General features: G+C 43.6%; 23 protein-coding genes. 8 read left to right on the forward strand and 15 right to left on the reverse strand.

Translation table 11 applies throughout. From position 1 onward, the window contains the following. Positions 1-38: 38 nt before the first annotated feature. On the forward strand, positions 39-2,168 hold the full coding sequence (gene pta / locus H0913_RS11785; RefSeq protein WP_154600249.1) for a phosphate acetyltransferase: 2,130 nt from the start codon (positions 39-41) through the stop codon (positions 2,166-2,168). 139 nt (positions 2,169-2,307) lie between these two features. After that, positions 2,308-3,435, forward strand: coding sequence for a hypothetical protein (locus tag H0913_RS11790; RefSeq protein ID WP_181477308.1), 1,128 nt, complete (start codon positions 2,308-2,310; stop codon positions 3,433-3,435). Positions 3,436-3,481: 46 nt separating this feature from the next. Here H0913_RS11790 and yfcD read toward each other — a convergent pair whose 3' ends face one another. Then, positions 3,482-4,024: an NUDIX hydrolase YfcD gene (gene yfcD / locus H0913_RS11795; RefSeq protein WP_154602882.1), complete on the reverse strand. Its 543-nt coding sequence runs from the start codon at positions 4,022-4,024 to the stop codon at positions 3,482-3,484. Between the two features lie 271 nt (positions 4,025-4,295). Between yfcD and H0913_RS11800 the strand changes: the two genes are divergently transcribed. Continuing rightward, positions 4,296-5,201, forward strand: a complete 906-nt coding sequence (locus H0913_RS11800; protein WP_154602883.1) for a TIGR01777 family oxidoreductase — start codon at positions 4,296-4,298, stop codon at positions 5,199-5,201. Positions 5,202-5,217: 16 nt separating this feature from the next. On the opposite strand, the gene H0913_RS11805 is transcribed toward H0913_RS11800, so the two are convergent. From H0913_RS11805 to pdxB, 11 genes are all read right to left on the reverse strand, one after another. Continuing rightward, positions 5,218-5,790 carry a UbiX family flavin prenyltransferase gene (locus H0913_RS11805; RefSeq protein WP_154602884.1) on the reverse strand — a complete coding sequence of 191 codons (573 nt, stop codon included), beginning with the start codon at positions 5,788-5,790 and terminating at the stop codon, positions 5,218-5,220. 382 nt (positions 5,791-6,172) lie between these two features. Further along, positions 6,173-6,712: a hypothetical protein gene (locus tag H0913_RS11810; protein ID WP_154602885.1), complete on the reverse strand. Its 540-nt coding sequence runs from the start codon at positions 6,710-6,712 to the stop codon at positions 6,173-6,175. A 271-nt stretch (positions 6,713-6,983) separates the two neighbouring features. Continuing rightward, positions 6,984-8,501, reverse strand: coding sequence for an amidophosphoribosyltransferase (purF, locus tag H0913_RS11815; protein ID WP_154602886.1), 1,518 nt, complete (start codon positions 8,499-8,501; stop codon positions 6,984-6,986). Positions 8,502-8,515: 14 nt separating this feature from the next. Beyond that, positions 8,516-9,019: a colicin V production protein gene (cvpA, locus tag H0913_RS11820; RefSeq protein ID WP_132495458.1), complete on the reverse strand. Its 504-nt coding sequence runs from the start codon at positions 9,017-9,019 to the stop codon at positions 8,516-8,518. A gap of 177 nt (positions 9,020-9,196) precedes the next feature. Next, a complete protein-coding gene (gene dedD, locus H0913_RS11825; protein ID WP_181477309.1) occupies positions 9,197-9,919 on the reverse strand; it encodes a cell division protein DedD in 723 nt (240 codons plus the stop codon). A 5-nt stretch (positions 9,920-9,924) separates the two neighbouring features. After that, positions 9,925-11,214 (reverse strand): bifunctional tetrahydrofolate synthase/dihydrofolate synthase, encoded by a 1,290-nt coding sequence (folC, locus tag H0913_RS11830; RefSeq protein WP_220127907.1) that lies wholly within the window; start codon positions 11,212-11,214, stop codon positions 9,925-9,927. Beyond that, entirely contained in the window at positions 11,204-12,172 is a 969-nt protein-coding gene (gene accD, locus H0913_RS11835; RefSeq protein WP_108478580.1) for an acetyl-CoA carboxylase, carboxyltransferase subunit beta, read from the reverse strand. Before accD ends, folC begins: the two co-directional genes overlap by 11 nt. Before the next feature lie 160 nt (positions 12,173-12,332). Then, the gene (locus tag H0913_RS11840; protein ID WP_154602888.1) at positions 12,333-13,040 is read right to left on the reverse strand and encodes a DedA family protein; all 708 of its coding nucleotides are present in this window, start codon (positions 13,038-13,040) and stop codon (positions 12,333-12,335) included. A gap of 35 nt (positions 13,041-13,075) precedes the next feature. Further along, positions 13,076-13,891, reverse strand: coding sequence for a tRNA pseudouridine(38-40) synthase TruA (truA, locus tag H0913_RS11845; protein WP_181477310.1), 816 nt, complete (start codon positions 13,889-13,891; stop codon positions 13,076-13,078). Beyond that, positions 13,891-14,901: an aspartate-semialdehyde dehydrogenase gene (locus H0913_RS11850; RefSeq protein WP_154602890.1), complete on the reverse strand. Its 1,011-nt coding sequence runs from the start codon at positions 14,899-14,901 to the stop codon at positions 13,891-13,893. The genes truA and H0913_RS11850 overlap by 1 nt, the downstream gene beginning before the upstream one ends. A 74-nt stretch (positions 14,902-14,975) precedes the next feature. After that, positions 14,976-16,100 (reverse strand): 4-phosphoerythronate dehydrogenase PdxB, encoded by a 1,125-nt coding sequence (gene pdxB, locus H0913_RS11855; RefSeq protein WP_181477311.1) that lies wholly within the window; start codon positions 16,098-16,100, stop codon positions 14,976-14,978. 266 nt (positions 16,101-16,366) lie between these two features. Between pdxB and H0913_RS18915 the strand changes: the two genes are divergently transcribed. After that, a complete protein-coding gene (locus H0913_RS18915) occupies positions 16,367-17,230 on the forward strand; it encodes a hypothetical protein (protein WP_232368785.1) in 864 nt (287 codons plus the stop codon). An 11-nt stretch (positions 17,231-17,241) separates the two neighbouring features. Here H0913_RS18915 and H0913_RS11865 read toward each other — a convergent pair whose 3' ends face one another. Then, positions 17,242-18,039, reverse strand: coding sequence for an AraC family transcriptional regulator (locus tag H0913_RS11865; protein ID WP_154602892.1), 798 nt, complete (start codon positions 18,037-18,039; stop codon positions 17,242-17,244). Positions 18,040-18,137: 98 nt separating this feature from the next. Between H0913_RS11865 and H0913_RS11870 the strand changes: the two genes are divergently transcribed. Next, a complete protein-coding gene (locus H0913_RS11870) occupies positions 18,138-19,058 on the forward strand; it encodes a DMT family transporter (protein WP_181477313.1) in 921 nt (306 codons plus the stop codon). A 175-nt stretch (positions 19,059-19,233) separates the two neighbouring features. On the opposite strand, the gene H0913_RS11875 is transcribed toward H0913_RS11870, so the two are convergent. Together H0913_RS11875 and tctD are read right to left on the reverse strand one after the other, a co-directional pair. Beyond that, the gene (locus H0913_RS11875; RefSeq protein WP_154602894.1) at positions 19,234-20,670 is read right to left on the reverse strand and encodes a sensor histidine kinase; all 1,437 of its coding nucleotides are present in this window, start codon (positions 20,668-20,670) and stop codon (positions 19,234-19,236) included. Continuing rightward, positions 20,667-21,335 (reverse strand): transcriptional regulator TctD, encoded by a 669-nt coding sequence (gene tctD / locus H0913_RS11880; RefSeq protein WP_154602895.1) that lies wholly within the window; start codon positions 21,333-21,335, stop codon positions 20,667-20,669. The genes H0913_RS11875 and tctD overlap by 4 nt, the downstream gene beginning before the upstream one ends. 342 nt (positions 21,336-21,677) lie before the next feature. Between tctD and H0913_RS11885 the strand changes: the two genes are divergently transcribed. The 3 genes from H0913_RS11885 to H0913_RS11895 are packed head-to-tail and all read left to right on the forward strand — an operon-like array spanning position 21,678 to position 24,613. Continuing rightward, positions 21,678-22,652 (forward strand): Bug family tripartite tricarboxylate transporter substrate binding protein, encoded by a 975-nt coding sequence (locus H0913_RS11885; RefSeq protein WP_154639253.1) that lies wholly within the window; start codon positions 21,678-21,680, stop codon positions 22,650-22,652. Between the two features lie 10 nt (positions 22,653-22,662). Continuing rightward, positions 22,663-23,094, forward strand: coding sequence for a tripartite tricarboxylate transporter TctB family protein (locus H0913_RS11890; RefSeq protein WP_181477314.1), 432 nt, complete (start codon positions 22,663-22,665; stop codon positions 23,092-23,094). A 10-nt stretch (positions 23,095-23,104) separates the two neighbouring features. Then, positions 23,105-24,613, forward strand: coding sequence for a tripartite tricarboxylate transporter permease (locus H0913_RS11895; protein WP_154602898.1), 1,509 nt, complete (start codon positions 23,105-23,107; stop codon positions 24,611-24,613). The last annotated feature ends 66 nt before the right edge of the window (positions 24,614-24,679 follow it).

Consider the following 24,679-nt stretch of genomic DNA (forward strand, 5'->3'; position numbering starts at 1 on the left):
AGTAACCAAAAAACGAGGTTCCTGTGTCCCGTACAATTATGCTAATTCCTACTGGCACCAGCGTTGGTTTAACCAGCGTTAGTCTGGGTGTCGTCCGCTCAATGGAACAAAAAGGTGTCCAGCTGAGTGTGTTTAAACCTATCGCACAACCACGCGTTTCCGGTAATAAAGACCAAACCACTGAAGTTTTACGTTCACACTCCAGCATCACGACCATTGTTGAACCACTAACAATGGAATATGTGGAATCTCTGCTGACTTCATCAAAGAAAGATATTTTGATGGAAGAGATCGTGGCTCGCTACCACGACCACACTAAAGATGCGGAAGTGATCCTAATCGAAGGTTTAGTCCCAACTCGCAAGCACTCTTTTGCACAATCACTGAACTACGAAATCGCCAAAACCTTAGGCGCTGAAATTGTCTTTGTTACTGCGCCGGGCAATAGCTCAATCCAGCAAATGCAAGAGCGTTTAGAGCTGGTTCGTAACGAATTTGGTGGCCAACGTAATGAAAGCATCATTGGGGTTATCGTTAACAAAGTTAACGCACCCGTTGATGAGCAAGGTCGTACTCGCCCTGACCTGTCTGAAATCTTTGATGATTCAACCAAAGCGACTGTGGCAAATATCGATGCCAAAGCGCTGGAGTGTTTAAATCTGCCAGTATTAGCGTCAATTCCTTGGAACTTTGACCTAATTGCCACTCGTGCAATCGACATGGCAAAACACTTAAATGCAAAAGTCGTTAACGAAGGTGAAATCAACACTCGCCGCGTTAAATCCGTCACTTTCTGCGCACGTAGCATTCCACACATGCTGGAACACTTCCGCCCAGGTTCATTGTTAGTGACTTCAGCTGACCGCCCTGACGTGCTGGTTTCTGCCTCTTTGGCGGCAATGAACGGCGTAGAAATCGGGGCTATCTTACTAACTGGTGGCTATGATATCGATGCACCTATTCGCAAACTTTGTGAACAAGCATTTGAAACGGGCTTACCTGTGTTTATGGTGAACAGCAACACATGGCAAACTTCGCTGAATCTGCAAAGTTTCAGCCTTGAAGTTCCAGCTGATGACCATGAGCGTATCGAAAAAATTCAAAACTATGTGGCTCGCCACATTAGCAGTAATTGGATTGAATCTCTGGTTGCTGATTCTGAGCGTCCTAACCGTCTGTCTCCTCCTGCATTCCGTTACCAGTTAACTGAACTGGCTCGTAAAGCAGGCAAACGCATCGTGCTACCAGAAGGTGATGAGCCACGTACCGTTAAAGCAGCATCGATTTGTGCTGAACGTGGTATCGCAACCTGCGTACTGTTAGGTAATCCTGATGATATCCGCCGCGTTGCGGCATCTCAAGGTATCGAATTAGGCGCTGGCATCGAAATCGTTGACCCAATTAAAGTTCGCGAAGAATATGTTGCTCGTTTAGTCGAACTGCGTAAAAGCAAAGGCATGACCGAAGTCGTTGCTCGTGAACAGCTGGAAGATAACGTTGTTCTGGGCACATTGATGCTGGAAAAAGGCGAAGTAGATGGTCTAGTCTCTGGTGCTGTTCATACAACTGCAAACACCATTCGCCCACCATTACAGTTAATCAAAACTGCACCAGGTAGCTCATTAGTTTCTTCTGTATTCTTTATGCTGCTGCCAGAGCAAGTGTTTGTTTATGGTGACTGCGCGATTAACCCAGATCCAACAGCTGAGCAACTGTCTGAAATTGCAATTCAATCTGCGGATTCAGCAAAAGCGTTTGGTATCGAACCTCGCGTTGCAATGATCTCTTACTCTACGGGTAATTCCGGTGCGGGTAGTGATGTTGAGAAAGTACGTGAAGCAACACGTTTAGCTCAAGAAAAACGCCCTGACCTGATGATCGACGGCCCATTACAGTACGATGCTGCGGTAATGGCTGATGTGGCAAAATCTAAAGCGCCAAACTCGCCAGTTGCGGGTAAAGCAACTGTGTTTATCTTCCCAGACTTGAACACCGGTAATACCACCTATAAAGCAGTACAACGTTCTGCTGACTTAGTCTCTATCGGTCCAATGCTGCAAGGTATGCGTAAACCCGTTAACGACTTATCCCGTGGCGCACTGGTAGACGATATTGTTTACACTGTTGCACTGACTGCGATTCAAGCGGTACAAAACGAAAACGCATAATCTTAGTTATTAAGCTTTGTGTTAAAAGGTCAATCCGGAAACGGGTTGACCTTTGTTTTTTCATCGTTATATGAAAATGATATTCCCCTCATTTCATATCATTAACCTCTATATTTTCACAAAAATATTGAGGATGATTATGATTATTCCCCAAAGAGTCAGTATTAAGTTTAAACAGATAAAATTAACAGATCATTTTAAAGATACCGTTAAAAATGAGTTTTCCCGTAATATAATCGGTATTAAAAATATTCAAGAAGCCGAAAAAGGTGTCTGTTATGGATTAACACATGCTTTCTTATTTTATGCCCATGCAAATGATGAAAAAACATATATAAAAAATCTGGCGATAGCATTGAAAAAAACACATAACTCCAAGAAGAATATTCACCATTATCATACTTTTTTAAATGATGCCTTTTGTCAAATTATTTATAGACAGAAAATAATTGATTATGTTCTGCATATTGACCATGCCATAAAAAAATTTGATTTTCCAAATGATGACAGAGAGTTAAAACAAAGAAACATGCTTAACTCAATCAATGCCGTATTTTTTAAAAACAGTGCGTTATTACTGGATAATATAGGAGAAGATGATGCCATTGATTTTAAAAAATTATTACATCAGTTATATTTTTATACCTATTCCACATCAGCAAGTGCCCGGGATAATATATTAAAAATGAAAAGTCAATTTGAAGTTAATTTAATAAAATCAACTGTTCGAGAAATCAAGAAAAAATGTTCTAACTTTGCAATGACTGATTTATCAATCAACGGCATTAAACCATTTTTTGAATTAGTTAAAAACCACCAGAAAAAAATCATTAAGTATCAAATAACACAAAGAAATAGCCAATATAATATAAAATATGACGCCTATACGATTATTGATAATAATGTAAAATTAAATCCAAAAAATTATATAACCTTTGAGCAATTCAAACAGCGTATTAATAACCGACTACAGCAACAGAAAGATACCATTTGTGATTTTCTAACTAAAGATCATGCTATGGGGATCACGATTAAACATATTAACGATAAAATCATATTCACGTTCTTTGAGCCTAATAAAGGCCTTTATATAACAGAAAATAAGAAAAAGTTTTTTAATCTCATTGAAAAAATAATGTCTCAGCAAGAATGCTTAGTTAATTCTCAACATGAGAAAATCATCGAGATTAATACGTCCTACGCCGATAAACTTCATCAATATCCACTGTCCAATAAAATCAAAGAACCTAAATTTTATAAATCATAAAAATACAAAAGGACTACCAAAGTAGTCCTTAATTCAATACTCACATTTATTCTGGGTTTGAACAGCTAATCGCTTTATCCGCTTCATTATTGCGCGTTAACCATAATGACAGTGCTTTAAGCGAATCTGGCGTAAATTCATCACAACGAGCGGTAATTTCCTTGGGAGTCAACCAAGTTACTTCCACGACTTCACTTTCTTGCAAAGCAAAAGGACCGTGACTCACACAACTAAATAATCCACCCCACACGCGGCAAATTTCATTTTCATAATAGAAAGTACCATGTTCTGCAAACGGAACACCTGCAATCCCCAATTCCTCTTCAGCTTCACGCTTAGCTGATTCAAGGATCTGTTCATCTTGCATCACGACACCACCCGCCGTCGCATCCAAAAGCCCTGGGTAGAAATCTTTAATGTCCGTTCTCCGTTGCACCAGAATTTTACCCATTCCATCGTGCACCACGATGTAGGTCGCACGGTGACGTAAGTTTTCTGCACGCATTTGGCTACGGGTTGCTTGCGCTATTACATTATTATCTTCGTCAACGATATCTACCCATTCGACGAATTCGGTCTGTTGTTCCATCCTGAAAACCTTATTTAGCTTGTCCACCAAAATACTTTGATACAAGGTATTCTTTTCGCATATATGTTGCAAGAGATCCTAACCAAATTTGACCTTGCTTTCCATCACAAAAATCAATGCATCTCTTTAAGATACAGTACAAAATTCTTTTTTGTGAAGCGTTAACTGAAACCCAACAATTCCTATTTGCAAATGCTATAGTTATCTTTATAGGGTGGTAAAAATTGGATTATTTAGAGTGTGATAGCGCTTTAAATATAGGGGATAAAAAATGAGAATTCTAATAACAGGCGGAACAGGGTTAATTGGCACCCAACTGGTTCAAACGTTAGTGATGCACTCACATCAGGTCACCGTATTAAGCCGTTCACCGCAAAAAGTATACAGTTTATTTTGTAAAGCCGTTGAGTGCTGGACAACCCTTCAAGATAAAACAGACCTCGATGGCTTTGATGTGGTCATCAACCTTGCCGGCGAACCTATCGCAGAAAAACGCTGGACAGCAGCACAAAAACAGATCCTCTGTGACAGTCGCTGGAAAATTACGCAGCAATTGACGAATTTAATCAAAGCCAGTCAAAACCCACCGAGCGTATTCCTGTCAGGCTCTGCTGTAGGCTACTATGGCGACCAAGGCCAATCCGTCGTGACGGAAGAGGATCAACCCCATGATGAATTTACCCATCAGCTAGCGGCTCGCTGGGAAGCTATCGCCCAAGAAGCGCAATCGGATAAAACCCGAGTGTGTTTATTACGTACTGGATTAGTTTTATCCCCTAACGGCGGTTTACTTGCCAAAATTCTGCCTATTTTTAAAATGGGTGCTGGCGGGCCGATTGGTCATGGAAAACAATATATGCCGTGGATCCATATTAACGATATGGTGAAAGCTATTTTATTCTTGATGGAGACGCCAACCCTTTGTGGCCCATTTAATATGACTTCGCCTTACCCTGTCCATAATGATCAATTTGCCGCCATGATGGGGGATGTGACCAACCGCCCTTCCTTTATCCGCACCCCTGCATTTGCAGTTAGAGGCGTGCTTGGGGAGTCCGCGACATTATTGCTTGGTGGACAGCAGGCCATACCTAAACGTTTAGAAGAGGCTGGCTTTGAATTTGAATTTATTGAACTGAGAATTGCACTAGAGGATTTATTAGCACCAAAATCATAATCATTTAAAACAGGCGCTATTTAGCACCCTGCCAACGGGTGAATAAATCATACTCAAGCTCGATATCAAATTGGTCAAGAATCCGGTTAACGGTCTGGTTAACAATATCTTGAATGGATTGAGGCTGATGATAAAACGCAGGCATTGGGGGCATAATCACCGCACCCATTTCTGCGGCTTGTACCATCAATTTCAAATGGCCAATATGCAACGGTGTTTCACGCACGCCCAACACCAATTTTTTTCCTTCTTTTAAAACAACATCTGCGGCACGGGTAACTAACGTGTCTGTATAGCTGTGAACGATGCCAGAAAGGGTTTTCATAGTACACGGCATGATAACCATACCCGCAGTACGAAAAGAGCCTGAGGAGATGGCAGCGGCAATATCGCGGCTATCATAAACATGGTCTGCGAGCTGTTGTACATCTTTAACACTGAATTCTGTCTCCAGTGCTAATGTCTGACGCGCTGCTGCACTCATCACTAGGTGGGTTTCCACATCTTTCACAGGTTTAAGCACTTCCAGCAATCGAATACCGTAGATCGCTCCACTCGCACCCGTTAACCCAATGATAAGTTTTTTCATGTTCAGCCCCAATTCACGTAATTTCCTGCATTATATACCAAATATCGTGAAGTAGTGAGTGAGGAACCTTATGTGGCCTTAAGGAAGGTAAAGACAATAAAAATAGAGAGCTGATTTTTCAGTTCTCTATTCTAGACAGATTAGTTCGATGGGATTGATGTTTTTTTCTGTCCTGCTATTTCAGGAGCTCTAGTCTTAAAATGTTTAGATGTTAAAGCCTTAGCATTAGATAGCACCAATAATCGTAACTCTTCAGTAGTTAACCGTTTAGTTTTACCGTTATTCATATTTAGCCTCTAGATATAAATATGCATAAACATATTGTATGCAGCGATAATATTATATCGCTTGCTGTTTAGAATTCAATCAGAAATAATCTAATTTATTGTTCTTCAATGTTTTCTCTGAATAGATTTAACTGAGCCAACTGTAATTCTTCAACAGTTGCATACATTACTAATTCATTTTCTAATAACTTAAAACCAAACTTTTCATAATACGAAATCAGTTCTGGATGAGGCTCTATAATATAAACCCCTTTACTATCTGAATATTGTGACAAAAAAAACATCGTAGCCACAATAACAAACATTGTTAGTCGCCCTGATAGCGGATGATCGGGATTATTTCTCACAAACGATTCAATGAGAAGAATGTGTAACTCACCATTTTCAGAGGCATAAATACCCAGCATGGCACCATCAATATTAGATTCATCATCTAACCTAATCCCTAGGTGAAAACTACTTTCACTCAAGTAATGAGGAAATTTATCTCTCCAATTCAATATTGAACGTTCATCTCTAGTTAAGGATTCAAAATCATCTTCACAAAGGGCATCGACTTTTAAACCTAATTGAGTGCTATCTATGAATTCTTGCAATAATTCAATCGTTTTAGAAAGATTAGATGTTAATGACAAAGTTCACTCCTAAATCTCGAATTTAATATTCAATACAGAGCAAAACTTTACTCACGGAATAAGCAGTCATCAATAAAGGAAACTTGAGCGGAGGGTAATTCAGACTAACTTCATTTTCAGCTTAGTTTTAGATGTAATCCTCTAAATAATTCATGTTGTAGCTAGGCGGCAAGTTAGCTAATCCCTAGGAGCATACACAAGTATGTGACTAGGGTTAGCTAATGCAGCCAACAACGCTACAGCGTGAAGTATGACGAGGATTCCCTAACGTTTAGCCTTCGTTGTATATCTCTAAATCCTCAACATCACTCTGATCTTTCAACTTCAACTCATCATCTTTACGCAGATTTTCCAGATAATCTAAATAGGTCTGGTCAATATCTTTGGTCACGTAGATGCCATCAAATACGGAACATTCAAATTCGTTGATTTCAGGATTTTCTTCACGAACCGCGTCAATGAGGTCGCTAAGATCTTGGAAAATTAGGCCATCTGCGCCAATCAGTTTACGGATTTCATCCACTTCCCGACCGTGTGCAATCAACTCATTGGCATTTGGCATATCGATGCCGTATACGTTAGGGAAGCGAACTTCCGGTGCTGCTGAAGCAAAGTAGACATTCTTTGCACCCGCTTCACGAGCCAGTTCAACGATCTGTTCTGATGTGGTACCGCGCACAATAGAGTCATCCACCAGCAGAACGTTTTTATCACGAAACTCTGCACGGTTTGCATTCAGTTTGCGGCGTACAGATTTACGACGTTCTTGTTGCCCAGGCATGATAAAAGTACGGCCCACATAGCGGTTTTTCACAAAACCTTGGCGATACGGTTTATCGAGGATATGGGCGATTTCTAACGCGATATCGCATGAAGTTTCAGGGATTGGGATCACCACATCAATATGCAAGTCTTCCCATTCGCGAGCAATTTTCGCGCCCAGTTTTTGCCCCATACGTAATCTTGCGTTATACACCGAGATTTTATCGATAAACGAATCTTGGCGAGCAAAATAAACATATTCAAAAATACACGGTGTCAATTGAGGGTTTTCCGCACATTGGCGGGTAAATAATTTACCGTCTTCAGTAACATACACCGCTTCGCCTGGCGCAACATCACGCAGGAATTCGAAACCTAAAGTATCAAGTGCTACGCTTTCAGACGCGACCATGTATTCATGTTCGCCAGTCGCTAGAATACGGCGACCAAGGACTAATGGGCGAATACCGTGAGGGTCACGGAATGCCACCATACCATGACCAATAATCAGTGCCACGCAAGCATAGGCGCCACGGATTTTTTTGTGCATTGATGCTACGGCACTAAAAATGTTGTCGGGTTCGAGAGGAAAATGATCAAACTTATCTAATTCGTATGCTAATACGTTTAGAAGAATTTCGGAGTCTGACGTGGTATTCACATGGCGACGTGCTGTTTCAAATAGACTCCGAGCGAGTTCGTGAGCATTTGTCAGGTTACCATTATGTGCAAGGGTGATACCAAAAGGAGAGTTAACGTAAAAAGGCTGGGCTTCGGATGCGCTGGAACTACCCGCAGTTGGGTAACGCACATGTCCAATACCCATTGAGCCTTGAAGGCGCAGCATGTGGCGCGTTTCAAAGACATCTTTTACTAAACCATTTGCTTTACGCAAACGGATATTGTTTTTACCATCAATAGTCGCAATACCCGCTGCATCTTGCCCACGATGCTGTAGCACCGTTAACGCATCATAAATTGATTGGTTTACCGGTGAAACACCGGCGATACCGACAATACCGCACATTTAGTCTTTCCTCATCAGCCAGACGGAGAGATATTCTCCGGTAGGAAACTTGACGCATTTTGCAGGTAGTCAAAGAACCACCTAATAATATGACTGAACTGCGGAATAAGCTGTGAACGATGCCAATCCTCACTTTGAGGAAGCGGTGTAAATGTATCGAGAAAGAACAATAGCGCCGATACAATTAATACCCCACGCAACGCACCGAAGCAAATCCCCAGTACACGATCTGTACCCGATAATCCGGTTTTTTGTACTAATGAGCTAATCACATAGTTCACCACTGCACCGACAATCAATGTCGCGATAAACAGTGCTGCAATCGCAATACCATTACGAACCAAAACATCCTCAAAGTTCGTAAAGTAACTCGCTAAGTAAGGATAGAACGTACTTGCTACGAAGAACGCACAACCCCAAGTGATTAACGATAATGCCTCACGTACAAATCCACGGATCAGGCTTACCAGTGCCGAGAAGCCAATAATGGCGATAATTGTGTAATCAATCCAGACCATATTTCATTCCAAAATTCGCATTCACGTCAGCGGCGAATGCATTCTAACAGAAAACGAAAACGTTTGCGTAACCATTTTTCATTGAATTTAAAAAAATCAGCGGCGAAAAGAAAAAATCATAATCGCCGCAGTAAGTTACTAAATACCCTTATTTTTTAGGGATAACTGAATGTCAATTTAAGGCTTAAAAGCTTGGATTATCCCTTTTGTGCCGGTAATTGCGTTCAGTTCAGGTAAAGCTGATTCCAGCTTCTGCCTTGACGCTTCAGGCCCCACATAAATACGAGTTAATTTGTTGTTCACCGGCTGCGCTGGCACCGTATAAACCTGATACCCAGACAGTCTTAGTTTCGCCACAATTTCTTCAACCTTGCTGGCATTATTGAGAGCAATCACTTGCACCACATAGGCTTTACCTTGAGGTTCTTGTTTTGGCTCTGGCTTCGGTTCTGGTTTCGGTTCCGGCTTTGGCTCCACCTTAGGCTTAGGCTCAGGCTTTGGCTCAGGCTTTGGTTCCGGTTTCGGCTCTACCCGTGGTTTTTCTGGAGTGACATTGGCAGGAATGGCGCTTCCATTTTGATTCACCACGTTTTGACTATTATTACTTTGATTTGCACTGTTTGCGGCTACAGGAGGCTGCTCACTTTGCTTTTGCTCAGTAATAGCTTCCGATAACATCGCTTCAGAAGTTCCTTCCGAAGAAGCGGTCGATGCACTGTGTGTAATTGGCGCAATTGACTCAATATCTTCTTCATCACCCGGTTTGGGAATAATCGGAATGGCTGCAAATTCATTCTCATTGTATTTTTTATCGCCATCCAGCAATGCAGGCAATACGATGACCCCTGCAGCGACTAAAACAATGGCGCCAGCAAGACGATTCTGGAATTTACTAGCCACTGGCTTTATCCTTCTGTTTTCTCTAATAGCATCATGACATGAGCCACGGTATGGAATGATCCACACACCACAATCACATCTTGTGGTTGCGCATCCGCACACGCTTGTTGCCAAGCTGCTTCCACGGAATCAAACTCATGTGCACCGTCAACGTGCTGGCTAAGCTCAGTCACATCTGCGCCACGAAACTCTCTCAGCGGTGCAAGATACCAGTCAGTTACCTGCAGGGATAAACAAGTTAATGTCCCTTGAATATCCTTATCCCCCAGCATTCCCACTACCGCACGAATTCGGCGACCTTCTGTCACTGGTAATTGCGCAAGTTTGGAGACTAAATAGCCTGCAGCATGAGGGTTATGGGCTACATCTAAGATCATTAACGGATGTTCACCAATGATCTGGAAACGTCCCGGTAACTGAGCGGTACTTAAACCTTGATGGATAGCTTGGTCAGTGATTTTCTGCGCTAAGTCCGCATCAATCTCCATCAAGCAGCTGATCACCCCCATCGCGGTTGCCGCATTGGCCAACGGCACATTCGGTAATGGTAAATTAGCCCATGACCTCTGAGAACTTTCCCAAGACCAATGTTGTCCCTGCTCTTGGTAATGCCAATCCTTGCCACGACGAAACAGCATGGTGCCAATTTTGTCGGCATAAGCGCCTATAGAGTCCGGCATATCAGGCTCACCCACCACGCCATAATGGCCTTGACGGAAAATACCCGCTTTCTCATGGCCAATATGCTCACGGTCAGAACCTAGCCAATCGGTATGGTCAAGCGCAATACTGGTGATTGCCGCGATATCTGCATCCACGACATTAGTTGCATCAAGGCGACCACCCAACCCTACTTCAAGGATCACAATATCTAACTCAGCTTGCTTAAATAATTGTAGTGCAGCTAAAGTGCCATATTCAAAGTAGGTTAACGAAATATTTCCACGCTGCGCTTCGATAGTCGCAAATGCTTGGCAAAACTCACTTTCAGTAAGTTCTTTGCCTTGGATCCGGACGCGTTCCGTGTAGCGCACTAAATGTGGCGAACTGTAGACACCCACCTTCAAACCCGCCGCCATCAAAATGGACTCAAGCGTATGGCAGGTTGTGCCTTTTCCGTTGGTTCCAGTGACAGTGACGACGCGAGGAGCTGGTTGAGTGAGATGCATTTGACGGGCAGCTTGCCCTACTCGTTCCAACCCCATATCAATATTTTGACTATGCAGGTCGGTGAGATAAGAAAGCCAAGCCTCCAATGGAGACTTGGCGGTAGGAATGATTAGATTACTCATCATCTTTTTTATGTTTAGCGCCTTTTGCTTTATCTGCACCATCGACAGCATCAGCAAGATCAATTTCCACGTCAACCACTTCAACAACCAGCGCTGGCGCGGTGTTTAGACTTGGTTGATTGGTTAACATCGCTAGGACATCAGCCAAACGATCACGCATATCTTGACGACGCACGATCATGTCAATTGCCCCTTTTTCCAGCAGGAATTCACTGCGTTGGAAACCTTGAGGTAATTTTTCACGAACGGTCTGTTCGATAACGCGAGGACCCGCGAAACCAATCAGTGCTTTAGGCTCGGCAACGTTGATATCACCCAACATCGCTAAACTTGCAGAAACACCACCCATAGTAGGGTCGGTCAGTACAGAAATGTACGGTAAGCCACGTTCTTGCATTTTCGCCAGTGCAGCACTGGTTTTCGCCATTTGCATCAGAGACAGTAACGCTTCTTGCATACGCGCACCACCACTCGATGAGAAGCAAACTAATGGACAGTTATCTTCCAATGCTTGTTCCACAGCACGGACAAAACGTGCGCCCACAACCGATGCCATTGAACCACCCATGAAGGAGAATTCAAATGCAGCTGCAACAACAGGCATCTCTTTGAGCGTACCTTTCATCACGACGATAGCATCTTTTTCACCCGTTTCTTTCTGGGCTGAGCTAATTCTGTCTTTATATTTTTTAGAGTCGCGGAATTTGAGCACATCTTTTGGCTCTAATTCGCTACCTAATTCCGTTGTTGAGTTTTCATCAAGGAAAGATTCAAGGCGTTGGCGAGCATGAATACGCATATGGTGGTCACATTTTGGACACACTTGTAGGTTACGCTCAAGTTCAGCACCGTAGAGGACTTGCCCACAGCTATCACATTTAGTCCAAACACCTTCAGGGATGTTTGCTTTATGGGATGGGGTTGAAGTACCTTTTTTTAAAATTTTCTCAATCCAGCTCATTAATGGACCTTTTCGTCTGATTGCACTCTGACGACACTTCGAATAATACTGCCCCTGAATTTTAGGGATGGTTATATAAGAAGCATCTATCAGTATGTTATTTTTTTGCCATTAAACCACAATGATATCTCACTGTAGATAAAAACTTTTTTCAAACCGATTATTGGTTATCGTTTTTTTGCGTCGCCGCACTCTTTTCTTTTGCCACTGCATTTTTTTCTTTTGCAGCAGCTCGACGGTGGCGAATAATTTCAATGACACCCGGCAGAATCGAAATAAAGATAATCGCGACTATCAGTAATTTCAAATTCTTTTGTACTATCGGTAAATCACCAAATAAATATCCTGCATAGGTAAAGAGTAGCACCCATAATAACGCACCTGTCACATTATAAAAGGCAAAATGACGGTAAGACATTTTACCCATACCCGCAACGAAAGGTGCAAAGGTTCTCACGATAGGCACAAAACGCGCCAAAATAATCGCTTTTCCGCCATGTTTCTCATAAAACTGATGAGTTTTATCCAAATAGCTACGACGGAAAATTTTTGAATCTGGGTTTTTAAACAGTTTCTCACCAAAGATACGCCCAATGGTGTAGTTCACTGCATCACCAATAATTGCTGCAATAATCATCAACAACACCATGACGTGTACGTTTAAATCATTACTTGGCAATGCTGCTAACGCACCCGCGACAAATAATAATGAATCTCCAGGAAGGAAAGGCGTAACCACCAGCCCCGTCTCGCAGAATAGGATCAGGAATAAAATTCCGTAAACCCAAACACCATATTCGGCGACCAATTCCGCAAGATGCACATCAATATGTAAAATAAAATCAATGATAAAACTGATAAACTCCATGGGGTTCCTCATGTGGAGATTTATATTAACGACCTTTACAGTAGCTCATCCGCGAGAAATAGAGGCCCCATCACATTCTGTGGCAGGTTAAATTTTTCAGGATAATCCACGCTCACTAAATACAGTCCTTCCGCTTTGGCTGTCGCCGCCGCTTTCGTTCTATCTTTTAATTCTAGAAGATGTGCCATCCAATCAATGTCTTGATTACCACAGCCTATCTCCAACAAACTGCCAACAATATTTCTCACCATATGGTGTACAAACGCATTGGCTTTAATATCCACAACCACATAGTTTCCGTGACGCGTTACATTCACGTGCATCACATTACGCCAAGGGCTTTTTGATTGGCACTGCACCGCACGGAATGAGGTAAAATCACGCTCACCCAGTAATGCTTGTGCCGCTTGGTGCATACGCTTTTCATCAAGGGGAAAATGAAAGTGCGTGACACCATTCGATAAAATTGCAGGTCGATAACGGTGATTAAAAATCACATAGCGATATCGACGTGCAGTTGCACTAAAACGCGCATGAAACTCATCATCCACAGGTTTACACCAGCGAACCGCTATATCGTCAGGAAGATGGGTATTCGCCCCCATCGTCCATGCCGCTTCTTTACGGTTAGCTGAAGTTTCAAAATGCACCACCTGCCCAGTCGCATGAACACCAGCATCTGTACGCCCTGCACAATTGACAGTGATTGGCTCTGCAGCAATTTTAGACAGAGCAGCCTCAAGGCAGCCCTGTACGCTTTTCACTTCTTGTTGGCGTTGCCAACCATAATAACGGCTACCGTTATACTCAATTCCGAGGGCAATGCGATGCAAGTTTGGGGACTCCGACATTAGTAATACAGCTCCTGAGCCAGTTTTTCTGCTGTCTCAACCGCCATTAACGCGCCACCAAAACGAACGTTATCCGCCACTGACCAGAATTGTAAAATTTCCGGGATACCGTAATCGTTACGAATACAGCCAATGCTTAAGAAATCATTACCTGATGCGTCAGTCACTTGAGTTGGGTAATCACCCTCTTCTGAGACCTGAATATCATCAAAACGTTCAAATTCTTCGCTCGCTTCTTCTGCGCTAACTGGGCGTAGTGTCTCTAAGTGCACCACTTGCGCATTACCATAAAATACGGGGGACTGAATAAAGCTTACGGAGACTGGCAAACCGTCGTCTTGCAGCACTTTACGAACTTGCTCAACTAAACGGCGTTCTTGCACAACACTGCCTTCGCCATCCGCTAATAATGGCAGCATGTTAAAGGCTAATTGCTTAGTAAAACGACCTTCTTCAGCAGGGATGCCATTCAATAAACGCGCGCTTTGCCCTGCTAATTCATCAACGGCGGCTTTACCGTACGCTGACATCGATAGCATATTGGTCAGTGTAATACGCCCTACACCAGCCGCATCCACTAATGGTTTGATAGACGTTAGTAGCTGGCTAACATAACTGTCTGCCACTGAAATAATATTGCGGTTACGGTAATCCGCTAATACTTGAGGGTTAACGCCCGGTACCACTAACGGTACATCAGGGTCTAACGCAAAAATACCACTGTTATCAATCACAATGCAGCCTTCTTGCGCTGCTAATTCCGCATACTGTGCCGCGGCCTCTTCACCTGCTGCAAAAAAGGCAATTTGTGCCTGCGACCAATCGAAGTCCGCGACATCTTGCACTTGATAGCTTTTACCGTTGAAGCGAATGCTCTCCCCTGCACTGCGCTCACTGGCTAGTAAATAAAGCTCACCAACGGGAAACTCTCTTTCTTGAAGCAGGGAAAGAATACCTTCACCCACTGCGCCGGTTGCCCCGAGTAATGCAATATTCCAACCTTCTGTCATGGTTTTTCCTCTAAAAAAAATCAAAGTGAAACAAGCCGTGATTCGCCACTCATTTCACCTAAAAGAATCTGTTATTAAATTTTTGTGGTAAAGCCTAATTCGCTCAGTAACTGGGCTGTCTCTTGGTTATCGCACTGAACTGTTAACGATGACCATTCACGGCGTTCTTGGTAATGTTTACGTAATTTATCGAACTCACCGGGAATGCCAGCCACTGCGCGCAGTGATGCATCATCACGGCGCACATCATACACGAGATGCACTAATCTTTTGAGCTGGCTTTGCGTTAATTTACCATTGAAATTAATGCAGTCGATATCCGGCTTCGGTAACAGCGATGTCAGAGACACGTTCGCAGGTTTACCTAGGAATTCACAATAAGCTTCAAAGACTTGGGTTGTTCCTCTTGCTTTTCCTTCTAAAGTATAGCCTGCAATATGCGGCGTACCGATATCCACATATGCCAGCAATTCTGTATCCAGATCAGGCTCAGGTTCCCATACATCCAATACCACACTCAGCGGCTTACCTTGTTCAAGCAACTGTAATAGCGCTTGGTTATCCACCACTTCACCACGGCTCGCATTAATCAAAATGGTACCGTCGCGTAAATTTGCCAATCGAGACTCATCCATTAAATGGAAAGTGGAATATTCACCCGCCATATTAAGCGGTGTGTGGAACGTTAAAATATCAGCCTGTTCCAGTAACGAATCGAATGGAACAAAAACTTCTTGGTCTCCTTTATCTGCTCGAGGAGGGTCACATAATACGGTATTAACGCCCCACGCTTGCAGACGTTTATACAAGCGCCCTCCCACATTCCCGACACCCACTATCCCTACGGTTTTATCGCGTAAATCAAAATTATCGCGCTCCGCCAGCATCAGTAATGCCGAAAAAACATACTCAACGACAGCAATGGCATTGCACCCTGGCGCTGAAGAGAATCCAATATTGGCTTCGGCAAGCCACTGGGTATCAACGTGGTCAAACCCTGCTGTTGCCGTGCCGACGAATTTTACTGGCGTATTGCTCAGTAATGATTTATTCACTTTGGTAATTGAGCGCACCATTAATGCATCTGCATCAGTCAGTTCCTGTTCTGGCACTGGGCGCCCTGGTACTGCTTTAACTTCGCCTAGCTCACTAAATAGTGTTTGAGCATATGGCATGTTTTCATCAACCAAAATTTTCACGGAATTCGTCCCAATAGAATGTGTGTCATGCCCGATTTGGCTGCCACACTATACTCCAAATCGTCGATAGGCTGAATCATTTACATGACAATGCTTTTGGTTGAAATTAATAGTCTAATCGGTGACATTTAATTTTTCTTTTTATTAAACAAACTTACAGATGAGTCTGACTACCTAATCCCAAGGATTTCATGTTTAATCAGCAAAACTACATTAAAAGTTATTCATTTTTCAGGAAGACATTTATTTTGAAAGGCATATTGATTGTGAAAAAAGTATTACTGTCGCTACCCCTAATGTGCTCGTTTTATGCCTATGCTGGCGAACAAAACTGCTCTGCGGACACCCTCGCTATCAACAATTTTAATAATTTCGTCTTTGCTCAAGAGCGCCCTTTTAACGACGCATTGAAAGAGATGAATTTACACACCACCAGCCAAGATGACTATATTAACAACACGGTTCAAACGAAGTTTGATGATTGTGGAGCCTTAATCGAATTAACGGGTCATGAAGTTGTCAAATTCAGCATCCACGACAGCGTATCCGTCAAATCCATTGATATGAGCATGAAAAAAAATGGTCACGGTTGGGACTACAAATCCGCATTTAAACTGTCTGTTATTAATCAAGATAATGTAGAAAAAACTATCTTGCAGCAAAAAATGAACGGGAAGTTTTTCACTGATCAGAATGGAAAAATAACCGAAGCCAAAGATTCTTCTTATACAACGACGCTCGACAAAGAGCGCATGTTAACGAGAGCTGTCACTACTTTTTTAACTGATGATAAAGGACGATTATCTGAATCCAACCGAGTCAGTACGCTCGAAAATGATAGTGTGAAAACAGCCTTCCATTATGATGCGAAAAATCGCTTAGTTCGTATGCAGTCTGACTCAACCGTCAAAGAGTTTACCTATGATGATAATGACAGACCGTTAATCGAAAAAACTATTGAAGAATTTTTTACCACCGAAACAACCATGACAACATGTAAAAGCTGGAATACGTTCGGAAGATGCACCGACTCGGAAAAAAATATCACCACATTAATTAAAGATGAACACGGAGGGAAAGATAGCGTGTACAACTACCACGCTAATATCAAATACGATTATGTATATTGATTTTCCCTCTACTATGGGGTCAGCTCTTTCATCCGAAATCGGTCTGGAGTGACCCCTGAAATTTGCTGGAACATTGCAATAAATGCGGATGCCGAGCTATACCCCACATCCAAGGCAACTTCATGGACACTTTTACCTTTATCCAGCCCTGCCACTGCATGTAAGTAACGCAGTCGCTGGCGCCACTCGCTGAATGACATACCCAGCTCTTGTTGGCAACGGCGAGATAACGTTCGCTCCGAGGTATAGGCCCGTTTTGCCCACTGGGCAAGCGTTGTATTATCCGCAGGATCTTGCTGTAACTCCGCTAAAATAGGCGCTAACAATTTATCTTTGCTGGTGGGTAAATAGGTATCTTGGCACGGTGAAATGGCAAACTGGTCAATCAACACTTCTCCCAAACGAATATCCTGCTCGGTTTCGGGCTGCACAATGCCCCGTTGATACATATCCGTCATAATCGTGTGGAAAATGGGACTTAATCGTACAACACAGGCCTTACTCGCCAGTCGCGGCGTATAGGCTTGGGCGAAATCAATAATACGAAATTTAACACTCTGCTTATTAAAACTCGCATGTTGGGTATTGGCAGGGATCCAGATGCAAAACTCTGGCGGTGCCATATAATGCTTGCCTTCCACTTCCATTTCCATAATTCCGCAAACCACATACAACAATTGACCAAAGGTATGGGAATGGGATTTGTATTCGGTTTGCTGGTTGATTTGTTCATGACGTAAGGCAATAAATTCAGGCTCAATAATATTGCATTCGTTAATCTGCAGAACATCACTTTTTAAATTATTCATAGGCTGTCTGAAAAGCGTTATCGATTGTCTGAATATCAGTATATATAATATTTCGGACAGATGTATACTCCTGTGACTGATTAGGGAGAACGTTGTTAATGAAATATTTCCTGTTTCCGCTGACCGCGGTTTTATTATGGTCCATAAATGCCATCGTCAACAAAGCCGCTGCAACGGCAATTGACCCTGCTGCCATTTCGTTTTATCGCTGGGCTCTGGCATTTTTAGTCATGACCCCATTTGTTCTGCGCTCGGTACTGCGCCATGCCAAAGTGGTTAAGCAACATTGGTGGCAACTGGCCATCTTAGGTGCTCTGGGGATGATGCTATATCAAAGTTTGGCTTACTATGCCGCACATACGGTAAGCGCGACATTTATGGGTGTTATGAACTCATTTATTCCGCTATTAACTGTGGTGATTAGTATTTTTGTTCTGAGGGTGATCCCAACCGTTGGGATTGTTGTTGGTTCCGTTCTGTCTCTGTTTGGATTGGCTTGGCTAGTCAGCCAAGGAAACCCAAGCTCATTACTGGATAATGGATTGGGTCAAGGCGAATTGCTGATGATCGTCGCTTCCGCCGCTTATGCCCTATACGGGGTATTAACTAAGCGCTGGTCGATTCAACTTTCTAGCTGGGACTCCCTGTATGTTCAGGTATTCTTTGGGGTTTTATTATTAATTCCAAACTTCTTGATGGCAGATGATGTAAGCCTTAACAGCAATAATATCGGGTTAGTTTTATTCGCAGGGATTGCCGCATCGATTCTGGCACCCGCAATGTGGATCCAAGGTGTTCTCCGCTTAGGCGCCAATACCACCTCTATCTTTATGAACCTTGCCCCTGTATTTACTGCCATTATCGCGGTATTCACCCTTGGGGAAGAGTTAAAGAGTTACCACTTAATTGGGGGCGGTATCGTGTTACTCGGTGTGATGTTAGCTCAACAGCTACGCACCCCGCTCACTCAAGTATTTTCCCGCAAGAAAAAAGCGTTAGAAGAAGATACTTGCCAGTAAGCCACATTAATAGCTAATAGCTCGGTTGATTAAAAGCCCCATAAATCTACTTCAAGGTTATGGGGCTTTGTTTTATATCCAATTGATTTCGCCTCTAAACTTACAGCACCTAAAAAGGGGCATAAATTGGATAATGACCGTTTTTAGGTGCAACTAGATAATAACAAAGTACCCACTAAGCTTTCTTCGGTGCCCGACTCGCTTTCAAGGTGATCCGCACCAACAACCCGCCGAGATGTTCACTCTTTAGCAACTGCAATTCTGAGCCGTGATAACTGGCGATATCTTTTACAAGCGCCAAGCCCAGCCCTGAACCTTCCAGTCCTTTGGCATTATTCAAGCGCCTAAAGGCTTTTAATGAACGGTGAATATATTTATTTTCGATACCCGGCCCTGAGTCTTCAACTTCCAGTTTAATCATGGAATTGCGACTTTCATCTGCCACGATTCGCACCGTAACAATCCCCTGTTCAGGGGTATATTTAATCGCATTATCAATCAGGTTCGCACACATTTCCGCCAGCAAAATAGCATCCCCTTTGACCCAGCAATGCTCTAATCCTTCATAGCCTAAATCAATCTGTTTACTCTCGGATTGTCCCAAACGGGTAAAACAGACTTGCTGAACAATTTCCACCAAATTAACCGCACGATAAAGTCTGATCGCCTCTTTTTCGTGCTCTTTTAAACGCGCAAGCTGCAATAAGCGGTCAGTTAATACGATAGTGTTATCCAAGGTTTTATTAATCGCCTGCAAACTTTGTTGCTTCTGTTGCTCATCATCGCTATTAAGTGCCACTGAAACTTGCGTTTTTAATACGGCTAGCGGGGTTTTTAGTTGATGGGAAGCATCCGCACTGAAACGTTCTTGACGCTTTAACATCCGTTTTAACCGCTCCACATAGCGGTTCAAGGCATCTACAAGCGGCGAAAGTTCCGACCATGGCAACACATTCGGGATTGGTGTGAGGTCATTCGCAGCGCGACCGAGCATTAAATTAGAGAGTTTTTTCAGTGGCGTTAATAGCTTACGCAACAGTAAATACGCCAATATCAGCGTCACGACCACCACGGTACCTTGGCTCATCAGCGCAGAGATCAGCAGTTGATTGGCGAAATCTTGCCGAGCATACACCGTTTCAGCAACGCGGATCTCCACCATGCCCTGGATACCACCTTCGTTAATCGGCTGGAAAAAGGTCGCCACACGAATGGGCAGCCCCATGTATTCCGCATCATAAAAGTAGACTAAAGCAGTGTAATGTTGAGAGCGCATCCAATAAGGCGGGATTGGCGGTAGGTCATCATAACCAGAAATGGTTTCCCCGTGAGGGGCGATGACTTGGTAAAACAGACGGTCATTATTATTCAGCTCAAAGCTATCGAGCACCACATAAGGAACGTTCACAGAAAGATGTTCATCCACCACCTGTAAGCGTTCCGCCACGGTTCTCGCCGACGCCAGTAATGTCCGGTCATAAGCGAGGTTTGCCGCGTTTTTAGCGCTATAATAGTGGGTATAAACGGAGAAACTTCCCAACAAAATGAGGGGGATACCGAAAAAAAGCAGCAACTGATGAAAGAGAGAGCGTGGATGAGAGACTAATTTCATACACTACACTGCTCTAATCGGTATCCCAATCCGCGTAAAGTATTGATATTGATATCTGAACCTGTGAGTTTTTTACGAACCCGATGCACATACAGTTCAATACTTTGTAAATTGGCTTCATCCGACAGCGAGAATACCTGCTCAAATAATTGTGTTTTTGAAACAGGTCGCCCTCTGCGATGAAAAAGTGTATTCAATACCGCGTATTCTCGCGGCGTTAAACCTAACGGTTCTGCCTTCAGTGAAAAATAACCGTCATCATGAAAACAGAGGTCACCAAAACATTGGTCGCTATTCACATTCCCTTGACTACGGCGTAAGAGCGCACGCGCTCGAGCCTCTAATTCAGCGATATCAAAGGGTTTGGTCAGGTAATCATCCGCCCCTGCATTCAGCCCTTTCACGCGGTCGGCCACATCTGAGTTCGCCGTTAATAGCAGAACAGGTGTTTCTTGATGACGTTTGCGCATCTGGGCTAATACATCTAAGCCACTCATTCGTGGTAATGAAACATCCAAGACCACCAACGAATAATTTTCGGTTTGTAATAGCTGATCGGCGATGTAACCATCACTGGCGATGTCCACAGCAAATCCCGATGCCGTTAAGGCTTTCTGTAACCACAAAGACAACTCGTCATGATCTTCAACCAATAACATTCTCATTAGTCGCCCACTCATTATGATTATTTATGCGTATAAGTTGGCACTCTCTCGATTGAATGAAAAGTGTTAAACGTGATTTTTACCGAAGCTATCACAACTATCCTTCGTTAACCTGCTACCACAAATAAAAATTAACATTAAATTAACACGACCAAGAAGAGTAAATATAAAACAATCTGATATGTATCACATAAAAATAATTTTATTTGTTAATGAAAGGTAAATGAAAGGTTCTCAATACAATGATGCATAGCGAACCAACATTGTCCAAAGCTATTCATCGACAGCGACATAACCAACAACAACCAAGTAACTTAATTATTGTCTAGTGAGGAATGAAGCATGAAGAAGTTCACAATCAATGCCTTAGCAGCAGCAATTTTTTTAGTTGGCGTTAACCAAGCAATGGCGTTACCCGAAAGAACAGAATGTATAGCCCCTGCCAAACCTGGCGGTGGCTTTGATTTAACCTGTAAACTTGTTCAAGTCTCCATGCTGGAAACCAAAGAGATCGAAAAACCGATGCGTGTGACTTATATGCCAGGTGGAATTGGTGCCGTTGCTTACAACGCCATCGTGGCTCAACGCCCAGCAGAGCCGGGCACCATCGTTGCATTCTCTGGTGGCTCCTTACTCAACCTTGCTCAAGGTAAATTTGGTCGTTACAACGAAAATGATGTTCGCTGGCTAGCAAGTGTTGGCAGCGACTATGGCATGATTGCCGTACGTGCCGACTCCCCTTATAAAACTTTAGGCGAACTGATGGACGCCTTCAAAAAAGATCCAAACAGCATTGTCTTTGGTGCGGGTGGCTCTATCGGTAGCCAAGATTGGATGAAAACGGCGCTACTGGCCAAAGCTATCGACTTAGACCCACGTAAAATGCGCTATGTGGCTTTCGAAGGCGGCGGTGAAACACTGACAGCCTTGTTAGGCAACCACGTCCAAGTGATCTCCGGCGATATTAGTGAAATGACCCCGTATATCAGCGACGGAAAAATTCGCATCCTAGCAGTGTACGCCGATAAACGCTTACCAGATGCCTTATCCAATATTCCAACTGCTAAAGAGCAAGGCTACGACATTGTTTGGCCAATTATTCGCGGATTCTATATGGGACCAAAAGTGTCCGATGCGGATTACAACCAATGGGTTGAAGCCTTCCAAAAATTACAACAAACCGACGAGTTTAAAAAGCAACGTGAATTACGTGGCTTGTTTGAATACAACCTATCGGGCCCAGAATTGGACGCTTACGTGAAAAAAGAAGTTGAGAACTACCGTGAGCAAGCGCGTTCCTTCGGATTAGCGAAATAACGGAGTCACCATGAGCCAACGCATATTTGCCATAGTCTGGCTAATACTGTGTGGGATCGGGCTGTATATCGGCTGGGGCATCCAAAGTGAGTTTACCTATGAACCACTGGGCCCCCGCCCCTTCCCGATAGCCATACTGTCATTAATGACCCTGTGCGCACTCGCACTTCTACTGGGTCGCCAAGAAACGGTTGAATGGCCAAAGCCTTATGTCTTGCGCCGTTTAGTCTTGTTAATCATTGCATTAGTTATTTATGCATGGGCGTTTGAGTGGTTAGGATTCCCATTAGCGACCACCTTATTAACCATCAGCGTTGCCCTGTTATTTGGTGCAACCCCGATAGCCGCTCTGATTTCCGGTCCGATTCTTGGTCTTTCGCTGTTTTACGCCTTCGACAAATTGCTCGATGTGACATTGCCCATCGGCGAACTTTTTAGCTAAGGAGAAAAGTATGGAAACGTGGATGTATTTATCTCAAGGCTTTGAGGTAGCGCTGATCCCGCAAAATATTATGATCGGGCTGATTGGCTGTTTCATCGGCACGATTGTCGGCATGTTACCGGGTTTAGGCCCTATCAACGGCGTAGCGATATTATTACCCTTAGCGTTTGCGCTCAAGCTACCGGCCGAATCCGCACTTATTTTACTGGCTACCGTCTATCTAGGATGCGAGTACGGAGGACGAATTTCCGCCATCCTATTGAACGTTCCCGGTGACGCCGCGGCGATTATGACCACGTTAGATGGTTATCCGATGGCGAAGCAAGGCCAAGGCGGTATCGCGCTCTCGATTTCTGCCGTCAGTTCATTTATCGGTTCCACCATTGCGATTGTTGGGATCATTTTATTTGCACCTTTACTGGCACAATGGTCGCTCGCTTTCGGGCCTGCTGAATATTTCGCGTTGATGGTTTTTGCTATCGCGTGTTTAGGCAGCATGATGAGCCAAAACCCCGTCAAATCGCTGCTCGCAGCATTGATTGGTTTGGCGCTAGCGACCGTCGGTGTCGATGCCAACTCTGGGGAATACCGTTTTACCTTTGACAGCGTTAACCTATCCGATGGCGTTCAGTTTATCGTCGTGGTTATTGGACTGTTCTCTGTGAGTGAAATATTACTCATGCTAGAAGGCACCGCGACCGGACAAGGATTAATCCGCAAAACGGGTCGAATGTTATTTAGCAAGAAAGAGGCTAAAGCCTGTGCTGGCCCAACATTACGATCCTCATTTATTGGCTTCTTTGTAGGAATTTTGCCGGGTGCGGGGGCAACTATCGCCAGCGCCATCACCTATATGACAGAGAAAAAAATTGCCGGTGATAAAGGGACATTTGGTGAAGGAGATGTTCGCGGTGTCGCGGCACCTGAAGCCGCCAATAACGCCTCTGCTTGTGGGTCATTTATTCCGATGTTAACTCTCGGTGTTCCGGGTTCGGGGACGACAGCGGTTATGATGGGGGCACTGACCCTGTATAACATCACTCCGGGTCCGGGGATGTTTACTGAACAGCCACATATCGTTTGGGGATTAATTGCCGCGCTGCTTATCGCTAACGTTGTGTTGTTAGTAATGAATATTCCGCTGATTGGTCTATTCACTCGAATGCTCACCGTACCGCTGTGGTTCTTAGTCCCTGCGATTGCTTGTGTCTCTGCAGTGGGTGTTTACGCCGTACATAGCACCACTTTTGACTTGTTACTGATGATGGGGCTTGGGGTATTCGGCTATATCTTAAGGAAGATGAATTTCCCACTATCCCCGCTGATCCTCGGATTTGTTTTGGGTGAGATGTTAGAGCAAAACCTGCGCCGCTCGTTGTCTATCAGTAATGGGGATTTTAATATTCTGTGGAGCAGTACGATTTCTAAGAGCTTATTAATTCTGGCGGTGTTGGTGCTGGTGTTACCACCGATTGTGAAGCTTATTCGTAAACGCCGTCATCAAACTGCGAAAGCATAATTCCAAACTGTACGTTATGACTGAAAGACTTAGCCCCATGAAAATGGGGCTTTTTTTGTTTACTAG

Origin of the sequence: Providencia rettgeri, assembly GCF_013702265.1 — a bacterium.
GTDB lineage: Bacteria > Pseudomonadota > Gammaproteobacteria > Enterobacterales > Enterobacteriaceae > Providencia > Providencia zhijiangensis.

Coding starts and splice junctions, on each gene's coding strand:
- pta (WP_154600249.1), top strand. CDS start 39: ATGCTAATTCCTACTGGCACCAGCGTTGGTTTAACCAGCGTTAGTCTG.
- H0913_RS11790 (WP_181477308.1), top strand. CDS start 2,308: ATGATTATTCCCCAAAGAGTCAGTATTAAGTTTAAACAGATAAAATTA.
- yfcD (WP_154602882.1), bottom strand. CDS start 4,024: ATGGAACAACAGACCGAATTCGTCGAATGGGTAGATATCGTTGACGAA.
- H0913_RS11800 (WP_154602883.1), top strand. CDS start 4,296: ATGAGAATTCTAATAACAGGCGGAACAGGGTTAATTGGCACCCAACTG.
- H0913_RS11805 (WP_154602884.1), bottom strand. CDS start 5,790: ATGAAAAAACTTATCATTGGGTTAACGGGTGCGAGTGGAGCGATCTAC.
- purF (WP_154602886.1), bottom strand. CDS start 8,501: ATGTGCGGTATTGTCGGTATCGCCGGTGTTTCACCGGTAAACCAATCA.
- cvpA (WP_132495458.1), bottom strand. CDS start 9,019: ATGGTCTGGATTGATTACACAATTATCGCCATTATTGGCTTCTCGGCA.
- folC (WP_220127907.1), bottom strand. CDS start 11,214: ATGATGAGTAATCTAATCATTCCTACCGCCAAGTCTCCATTGGAGGCT.
- accD (WP_108478580.1), bottom strand. CDS start 12,172: ATGAGCTGGATTGAGAAAATTTTAAAAAAAGGTACTTCAACCCCATCC.
- H0913_RS11840 (WP_154602888.1), bottom strand. CDS start 13,040: ATGGAGTTTATCAGTTTTATCATTGATTTTATTTTACATATTGATGTG.
- truA (WP_181477310.1), bottom strand. CDS start 13,891: ATGTCGGAGTCCCCAAACTTGCATCGCATTGCCCTCGGAATTGAGTAT.
- H0913_RS11850 (WP_154602890.1), bottom strand. CDS start 14,901: ATGACAGAAGGTTGGAATATTGCATTACTCGGGGCAACCGGCGCAGTG.
- H0913_RS11865 (WP_154602892.1), bottom strand. CDS start 18,039: ATGAATAATTTAAAAAGTGATGTTCTGCAGATTAACGAATGCAATATT.
- H0913_RS11870 (WP_181477313.1), top strand. CDS start 18,138: ATGAAATATTTCCTGTTTCCGCTGACCGCGGTTTTATTATGGTCCATA.
- H0913_RS11875 (WP_154602894.1), bottom strand. CDS start 20,670: ATGAAATTAGTCTCTCATCCACGCTCTCTCTTTCATCAGTTGCTGCTT.
- tctD (WP_154602895.1), bottom strand. CDS start 21,335: ATGAGAATGTTATTGGTTGAAGATCATGACGAGTTGTCTTTGTGGTTA.
- H0913_RS11885 (WP_154639253.1), top strand. CDS start 21,678: ATGAAGAAGTTCACAATCAATGCCTTAGCAGCAGCAATTTTTTTAGTT.
- H0913_RS11890 (WP_181477314.1), top strand. CDS start 22,663: ATGAGCCAACGCATATTTGCCATAGTCTGGCTAATACTGTGTGGGATC.
- H0913_RS11895 (WP_154602898.1), top strand. CDS start 23,105: ATGGAAACGTGGATGTATTTATCTCAAGGCTTTGAGGTAGCGCTGATC.